This window comes from Pseudomonas sp. GM78 (assembly GCF_000282475.1).
Taxonomy (GTDB): Bacteria; Pseudomonadota; Gammaproteobacteria; order Pseudomonadales; family Pseudomonadaceae; genus Aquipseudomonas.
Map to the genome: position 1 here is coordinate 20,474 of NZ_AKJF01000217.1, position 7,415 is coordinate 27,888.

The window sequence follows — 7,415 nt, forward strand, 5'->3', positions numbered from 1 at the left end:
GAAACGCTTTAATGCGCAGACGTAGTACGCCGTTGTTCAACGGCTTGATCTGGGCCACCTTGCTGAGCGGCATGCCGGTAACGGCAGCCATCGCTGCCAACGGCAATTGTGCCGCGCTGGGTCCCTTGCCTGCGGTGCTGGAAGTGGGCGAAGGCCTGCAGCAGGAAGTGCAATCGCCCGTGGCAATCACCCGGATCGCGGTGGGCGACCCGAAAATCGCCGACGTGCGAGTCAATGGCGACCAGGCGTTCCTGCTCACCGGCATGGGTTCCGGTGCCACCAGCCTGATGGTCTGGACCGCCTGCGCCAGCGCACCGCGCCAAAGCATGGTGTTCGTCCAGGGCCGCGCGACGGCGGCCATGACCAGTGCCCGGCAGTCACCCTCCGATGACCCGCTGCTGCCATCGCAAGTGCAGACCGACATCCGCTTCGTCGAAGTCAGTCGCACCAAGCTCAAGGAAGCCAGTACCTCGATCTACGGCAAAACCTCGAACTTCCTGTTCGGCTCCCCCGGTACCGTGCCCAACACGGCAGTGACCCCGCGGGTGTTCCCGTTGCGCAACCTGGATCCGCGGATTGCCGTGCCGAGCATTCCGCTGGCCAACGACATGTACAACATCGTCGCCGGCGGCGGCAACTTCCTGGCCATCATCAATGCCATGGAAAGCAGTGGCTTTGCCTACACCCTGGCGCGGCCGAGCCTGGTGGCGATCAGCGGACAAAGCGCAAGCTTCCTGGCGGGCGGTGAAATACCGATCCCGATTCCCAGCGCCAACAGCAACAGCTACTCCATCGAATACAAGGAATTCGGTATCCGCCTGACGCTCACGCCAACGGTGGTCAGCAATGACCAGATCGCCCTCAAGGTCGCTCCCGAAGTCAGCGAACTGGATTACAACAACGCCGTGACCATCGGCGGCACCACGGTGCCGGCGTTCACCATTCGCCGTACCGACACCAGCATCTCCCTGGCCGATGGCGAAAGCTTCGTCATCAGCGGCCTGATCAGCACGCAAAACACCTCGCAGGTGGACAAGTTTCCGGGGCTGGGCGACATACCGATACTCGGCGCGTTCTTTCGCAGCTCCTCGATCAATCGCGAAGAACGGGAACTGCTGATGATCGTCACTCCGCACCTGGTGCAGCCGCTGGCCGTGAATGCGCAACTGCCGTCGCTGCCGGGTGAAAAACTGCGCAATTACGACCCCAACTGGTACCGCCTGTACTTCCTCGAAAACGGCGACTTCGATAAACGCAGCGGGCTATCGCAATGAGCCAGAACCTGAGCCAGACCTTCCTCGCGATCACGCGCAACAACACCGACCTTGAATGGCTGCAAGGCGCGCTCGCCCCCTTGGGCCAGGTGGTCAGTGCCGGTGGCGGCAGCCTCGACGAACTGCTGGCGTTGGTGGACGTGACCCTGGCCAGCCTGGTGTTCGTGGGCCTGGACCGTGAACATGTGGTGGCCCAGTGCGCACTGATCGAAGGCGCCCTGGAAGCCAAGCCAAGGCTGGCCATCGTCGCGCTGGGCGACGGCATGGACAACCAGCTCGTGCTCAACGCCATGCGCGCCGGGGCCCGGGACTTCGTGGCCTACGGCTCGCGCTCCAGTGAAGTCGCCGGGCTGGTGCGGCGCCAGAGCAAACGCCTGCCACCGGTGGTGCCCAATACCCATCTGGGCGGCTTGACCGTACTGTACGGCGTGCAGAGCAACGCCGACGGCGCGCTGCTGGCCAACCACATGGCGCAGGTGGTGCAAAAAAGCGGCCAGCAAACGCTGCTGCTCGACCTCGGCCTGCCCCGGGGGGACAGCCTGGCCCTGCTGGGCCTGGAGAGTTCGTTTCATTTCGGTGATGCCCTGCGCAACTTGCGCCGCCTCGACGCGACGCTGATCGACAGCGCCTTCACCCGTTGCGAAGCCGGTCTGCGGATCCTCGCCTACGCCACCCAGGATGAACCGCTGGAACACACCAGCGCCGCCGAGTTGTACATGCTGCTCAGCGCCCTGCGCCAGCACTTCCAGCACATCGTCGTGAACCTCACCGGCCAGCCCGACAGCGAAGCCCTGCGCACCTTCGTCAGCCATTGCGACAAGCTGCTGTGGTACACCGACCAGAACGTGCTCGACTGCCGCCGCAACCTGGCGGTGCTGAACCTGTGGCGCGAAAAAGGCATGAAACTCGATCACGCCAAACTGCTGGTGGATCGCTACCTGCGCAGCGTCGCGCCAGACTCCGAAGCCTTGGGCAAAAGCTTCGGCATGGAGATCATCGCCACCCTCGCCTACAGCCCCGAGGTGCGCTTGAACGCCAAGAACCAGGGCGTGACCCTGTTCGAACTGGCCCCCCGGGAAGTGCTCACCCAAAGCCTGCGCAACCTCGGCGAACGCCTGGCCAAACGCTCCGAAAACCTGGCCAAGCCCAAGTCCTGGTTCAGCCGTTTGAGAGGTACGCCATGAGCGGCGAAACACTCTTCGGCGCAACGCACCGCGGGGTGGCCGGTAACACCGACCACGAAGGCCTGAAGCTGGTGCTGCACCGCTACATCATCGACGCCATCGAGGAGTCCGGGAAAAACCTGCTCGAAGGCTCGCGCCAGGTGCTGGCGCAGTTCGTCATCGACAAAGTGGCCGAATACATAGCGCGCCTGCACCTGGCGATTTCGCGCTACGAGATGGAGCGCCTGGCCGAAGAGATCGTCGACGAACTCACAGGTTTCGGCCCGCTGGAAGTGCTGCTGCGTGATTCGGCCGTCACCGAAATCCTGGTCAACGGCCCGCACCGGGTGTTCATCGAGCGCGATGGCGTACTGCATCAGAGCGACTTGCGTTTCATCGATGCGCACCATGTCGAGCGCGTCATCCAGCGCATCCTCGCGCCCCTGGGCCGGCGGCTCGACGAGTCTTCGCCGATGGTCGACGCGCGCCTGCCCGATGGCAGCCGGGTCAATGCGATCATTCCACCGATTGCGCTCGACGGCCCGTGCCTGTCGATTCGAAAATTCCGCCAGGACATGCTCAACAGCACCGACCTGGTGGCCATGCAATCGATCGACCAGGCGATCTACGAATTCCTGCAAGAGGCCGTGGGCAAGCGCTGCAACATCCTGATCAGCGGCGGCACCGGTACCGGCAAGACCACGCTGCTGAACATTCTCAGCCAGTTGATCGACCCTCACCAACGGCTGGTGACCATCGAAGACGTCGCCGAACTGCAACTGGGCCACCCCCACGTGGTGCGCCTGGAAACCCGGCCGCCGAATGCCGAAGGTCATGGCGAGGTGAAAGCCAGCGACCTGATTCGCAACGCCCTGCGGATGCGCCCGGACCGGATCATCCTCGGCGAAATCCGCGGTGTCGAAGTGGTCGACGTACTGACCGCGATGAACACCGGCCACGACGGTTCCATGAGCACCGTGCACGCCAACAACGCGCAGGATGCGTTGCTGCGCCTGGAAACCCTGGTCGGCCTGACCGGTCGCAGCATTGCCGAACGAACCTTGCGCCAGATGATCTGCGCGGCACTGGACGTGGTGATCCAGTTGACGCGCATGCCCGATGGCCGCCGCTGCGTCAGCGAAGTGGTCGAGGTGATCGGCATCCGTGAAGACGTGTACGTCACCAATACGCTGTTTCGCCTCGATCGCCGCAGCGGTTTCGGCTTCATGCGCGAGGCGGTCAACCCCGCCGGTGACAAACTGCGCCGCGAATCGGCGCTCTCTCCCTCGATGTATTAAAGGCCACGGCATGCTCAAACCGCTGCTGCTCATCCTCGTTTGCCTGGCGTTGCTGGGGCTGTCGGCCCGCTTGCTCGTTCGCGGCTTGCGCGAACCCGGCACCCGGCGCGTGCTGGAGCGCCTGGCCCAAGGGCAACCGGAGCGGGTGGTACGCAAAACACCCTGGACGGGACTTGATCGCGCCTTCTTGCGCGCCGGCCTCGGACGGCCCACCGATCGCCTGGGTGTGTGGCTGATGCTGTGGGGCTCGAGTGTCTTGCTCGGCTTCATCGGTGGTGGCTGGCCGGGCTTGCTCTCCCTGTTGCTGTTGCCGCCCCTGCTCCTGCGCCTGTATGTGGATTGGCGTTACCAGCGTCGGCTCAAGCGCATGATCGAACAATTGCCGGCGCTGCTCGATCACAGCGTGCGCAGCTTGAAGTCCGGGCGCACCCTGGCGGATGCGGTGCTGGGCGCCATCGACGCCGCCGAAGACCCGCTGAAAGATGCCTTGGGCCGGTTGAAACGCCAGGTGCACATGGGCATCAGCCTGCCGGACGCCACCTCGGACTTCGCTGAACTCTATGACAAGGACGAACTTCGCCTGTTTGCCCTCGGCTTGAAGGTCAACCACCGCTACGGCGGCAATGCCAGTGAACTGCTGGAAAACCTGATCAAGATCATCCGCGAACGTGAACAGGCAGCTCGCCAATTGAGCGCCATGACCGGAGAAACCCGGGTCACGGCGGTGGTCCTGGCGCTGATGCCGGTCGGGGTCGCCGGCTACTTCCTGGTGTCCAATCCAAAGTACCTGATGACCATGTGGGACGACAGTTCGGGACAGTCGATGCTGATGGGAGCGCTCGCCCTCCAGGCGTTTGGCTGCCTGGCGCTGTGGCGGATGTTGCGCAGCCTATGAACCCGTCCATGCTGCTGAGCTCGCTACTGTTCCTGCTGGCCTCGGGATTGTTCATTGGCGTGATGGTGCAACTGCGTCGGCGCGCGCGCCAGGTGGTGCAGCGCCTGGACGGCAAAACGCCGCACGAAAGCCGCTTCAACCAATGGCTGCACGCGCTGGGCAGCAGCCGGGTCGGCCAGCAGTCGGTCAAGCTCGACAACGAAACCCAGACGCTGCTCAATTGCCTGGGCTGGCGCACCGCGCGGCAACGGGCGTTGTTCGCCGCCTTGCAGGTTGGCGTCCCGGTATTGGCGCTGGCGCTGAGTGCACTGGTGCAGGGGTTGTTCTTCCCCCAGGTCACTCGCCCGTGGCTGGTCCCGGTGTTCGCCCTGGGGATCGGGTATCTGCTGCCCAAGCGCCTGCTGGCCGCTGCGGCGCACCACCGGCAGAAAAAACTGGCGATGGAAATCTCCACCTTCATACCGTTGCTGCGCATCCTGTTCGAATCGGGCATGGCCGTGGAGCAATCGCTGCGCGTCTTGAGCAATGAAGGCAAACAACTGATGCCCGAACTGACCCACGAGCTGCGCCTGGTGCTGGCCCGCGTCGACTCGGGCCTGGAGCTGGGCGATGAACTGAACAAGGTCGCCCGACTGCTGGGTGTCGACGAATTCACTGACACCTGCGTGATCCTGCAACAGCTGATCCATCAGGGCGGCGGTGCGATGAAATCCCTGCTGGCGCTCAAGCTGTTACTTGATGACAAGCGCCTGGCGCGTCTTCAGGAATACATCTCCAAGATGTCCGCAAAAATGTCCGTCGTGATGATGCTGTTCCTCTTCCCGGCGTTATTGATCGTACTGGCGGGCCCGGGCTTCACCGCCCTCGCCCGGGCTTTTGCTTCCTAGGGGAATCGTGATGAAGGCAATAATTGCAGGTATGTGTCTGCTGATGCTGGGGGGGTGCGCGAGCAACGGACAGACACCCTGGAGTGCCATGACCGGCACCGCCAGTTGCGGCAAATTGAACGCCGAACAACAGCTGTCGCTGAACCTGGCCGATGACATGGCCAATGAAGGCAAGCTGCACGCCAGCCTCGCCAACCTGCAGAGCTTGCCCGACAACCTGGCCGACGTGCGCCTGCGCAAGGCCAAGGTGTATCGACTGCTGGACCGCAACGAAGCCGAGCCGCTGTACCGCAGCCTGCTCGGCGGCTGCCTGGCCGCCGAAGCCGAACACGGCCTGGGCCAACTCGCCGCCGCCCGGGGCAACCATGGCCTGGCCCAGGCGCACCTGCAACGGGCCGCCCGACTGGCGCCCACCGACGAAAAAATCCGCAACGACCTGGGCGTGGTGTACCTCAATCAACTGCGTATCGAAGACGCCAAATTCGAATTTCTCACTGCCATCGAGCTCAAGCAGGGCGATCAACTGGCCGCCGTGAACCTGGTGACCCTGTTGATCTACCAGGACGACTGGAACCGCGCCGCCGAACTGGTCAGCCGCCTTGGCCTGAAACCGGCACAAGTCACCCAGGCCCAGGCCCGTGCTGAGAAACTCAAGCAGCCGACCAGGCCTGTATCGACCGTCGCCGCGCAAGTCGCCGCCGTTCAGTAGGGAGCACACTGATGAAATCGACCACCCTTTATTGCCTCGCCTTGCTGACCCTGCCACTGGCCGCCCACGCCATCGACGCCGGCCCCGCCTCGGCGCAACAACAGGAAACCGAAGGCTGGCTGCAACTGCAAAGCAGCAACACCGCCGCCTCCACCAAGCCGCAAACCGCCAGCGCAGCCGAGCGCGAACTGGCGATGCAGCGCTGGCTGAAGAGTTTTCAGCATGAGATTCCGGAGTTCTTTGATCAGTACGAGGGTGGAACGGTGAATAGCGGATCGCAGGAATAAACTGATTTTTTTGGCGTCTGACAGACCGTCTTCGCGGGCAAGCCTCGCTCCTACAATTGAAATGCATTCCCCTGTGGGAGCGAGCCTGCTCGCGATGAACGATGATGTGGTCTCCTTGGCAGAGTGCTATGGCTGCGGGTCGAGGTTATCCAGCGCCCGATTCACCGCCAGCTCCCCCAGCATGATCACCTGGGCAATCCCCAGCAGCGTGTTGCGCTGCGACCCCTCCAGGAACGCCGCAAAATCGTTGGCCATGACACTCGCCGACGCAAGGGATTCACAGGCGTGGGCCAGCAGGGTTTCGGTGTCGATATCGGGTGAGATGACGAACATCGTGCTGGGCTTGCGCACGGTGGGTGTCTTGAGTGGATTGAGGTAGTGATCGAGGGCGCGGTCGGCGGCTTCGTGGAGGGTTTTTGAGGTGGGGGATTGGTAAGGTGAAACGTCGTCGGGTGCCGGGGGATTTGGGGTGGGTTTGATCATGGTGAAGCTCCATTCGAAAATTTGGAGTTCGCCGTCACTGCGACCAAGCAAGTAGGTGGCGAACCGTACGCAGGTTGGTCGACCAGGGAATGGAAACCCGGCAGGGCCTAGGCCCTCCCACGCACAGCTCGCCATTAAGCAAGCACAAAAATGCCGCTTGCGCGGCACTGTGCGCCATTCTAAACCCGGGCGACCAAACCCGGTCACTGATTTTGCAGCGACGGACAGAGGCTAGAGGTCAGGCGTCTGACGGACAACCTGAAAAGCGTGTCGGATGTTTCCGAGGGATTTGAGGGATTCTGCACAACAATGGTTAGTTGTCAGGCCGTCTTCGCGGGCAAGCCTCGCTCCTACAGGGGATCCAGTACATCCGCCAGATTCAGGTCGGCTGTCAGGCCGCCTTCGCGGGCAAGCCCGCT

General features: G+C 63.0%; 8 protein-coding genes. 7 read left to right on the plus strand and 1 reads right to left on the minus strand.

What is annotated here, in order from left to right; translation table 11 throughout:
* Nucleotides 1-11: 11 nt before the first annotated feature.
* The 7 genes from PMI35_RS01135 to PMI35_RS01105 are packed head-to-tail and all read left to right on the plus strand — an operon-like array spanning nt 12 to nt 6,513.
* The gene (locus PMI35_RS01135; protein WP_008066255.1) at nt 12-1,274 is read left to right on the plus strand and encodes a type II and III secretion system protein family protein; all 1,263 of its coding nucleotides are present in this window, start codon (nt 12-14) and stop codon (nt 1,272-1,274) included.
* Nucleotides 1,271-2,458, plus strand: coding sequence for an AAA family ATPase (locus PMI35_RS01130; RefSeq protein ID WP_008066257.1), 1,188 nt, complete (start codon nt 1,271-1,273; stop codon nt 2,456-2,458). The genes PMI35_RS01135 and PMI35_RS01130 overlap by 4 nt, the downstream gene beginning before the upstream one ends.
* Complete coding sequence (locus tag PMI35_RS01125) at nt 2,455-3,735, plus strand: CpaF family protein (RefSeq protein ID WP_008066259.1); 1,281 nt, start codon at nt 2,455-2,457, stop codon at nt 3,733-3,735. Before PMI35_RS01130 ends, PMI35_RS01125 begins: the two co-directional genes overlap by 4 nt.
* 10 nt (nt 3,736-3,745) lie before the next feature.
* Nucleotides 3,746-4,630, plus strand: coding sequence for a type II secretion system F family protein (locus tag PMI35_RS01120; RefSeq protein ID WP_008066261.1), 885 nt, complete (start codon nt 3,746-3,748; stop codon nt 4,628-4,630).
* An 8-nt stretch (nt 4,631-4,638) separates the two neighbouring features.
* A complete protein-coding gene (locus PMI35_RS01115) occupies nt 4,639-5,517 on the plus strand; it encodes a type II secretion system F family protein (protein WP_443217081.1) in 879 nt (292 codons plus the stop codon).
* A 10-nt stretch (nt 5,518-5,527) separates the two neighbouring features.
* Complete coding sequence (locus tag PMI35_RS01110; protein ID WP_008066275.1) at nt 5,528-6,226, plus strand: tetratricopeptide repeat protein; 699 nt, start codon at nt 5,528-5,530, stop codon at nt 6,224-6,226.
* Nucleotides 6,227-6,237: 11 nt separating this feature from the next.
* Complete coding sequence (locus PMI35_RS01105; RefSeq protein WP_008066276.1) at nt 6,238-6,513, plus strand: DUF3613 domain-containing protein; 276 nt, start codon at nt 6,238-6,240, stop codon at nt 6,511-6,513.
* Between the two features lie 126 nt (nt 6,514-6,639).
* Here the strand turns inward: PMI35_RS01105 and PMI35_RS01100 are convergent, their stop codons facing one another.
* Nucleotides 6,640-6,996, minus strand: a complete 357-nt coding sequence (locus PMI35_RS01100) for a DUF6124 family protein (RefSeq protein ID WP_008066277.1) — start codon at nt 6,994-6,996, stop codon at nt 6,640-6,642.
* Nucleotides 6,997-7,415 lie beyond the last annotated feature (419 nt).

What these genes read in the sequence shown, in the direction of transcription:
- PMI35_RS01135 (WP_008066255.1), top strand. Translation starts at nt 12, where the DNA reads ATGCGCAGACGTAGTACGCCGTTGTTCAACGGCTTGATCTGGGCCACC.
- PMI35_RS01130 (WP_008066257.1), top strand. Translation starts at nt 1,271, where the DNA reads ATGAGCCAGAACCTGAGCCAGACCTTCCTCGCGATCACGCGCAACAAC.
- PMI35_RS01125 (WP_008066259.1), top strand. Translation starts at nt 2,455, where the DNA reads ATGAGCGGCGAAACACTCTTCGGCGCAACGCACCGCGGGGTGGCCGGT.
- PMI35_RS01120 (WP_008066261.1), top strand. Translation starts at nt 3,746, where the DNA reads ATGCTCAAACCGCTGCTGCTCATCCTCGTTTGCCTGGCGTTGCTGGGG.
- PMI35_RS01115 (WP_443217081.1), top strand. Translation starts at nt 4,639, where the DNA reads ATGCTGCTGAGCTCGCTACTGTTCCTGCTGGCCTCGGGATTGTTCATT.
- PMI35_RS01110 (WP_008066275.1), top strand. Translation starts at nt 5,528, where the DNA reads ATGAAGGCAATAATTGCAGGTATGTGTCTGCTGATGCTGGGGGGGTGC.
- PMI35_RS01105 (WP_008066276.1), top strand. Translation starts at nt 6,238, where the DNA reads ATGAAATCGACCACCCTTTATTGCCTCGCCTTGCTGACCCTGCCACTG.
- PMI35_RS01100 (WP_008066277.1), bottom strand. Translation starts at nt 6,996, where the DNA reads ATGATCAAACCCACCCCAAATCCCCCGGCACCCGACGACGTTTCACCT.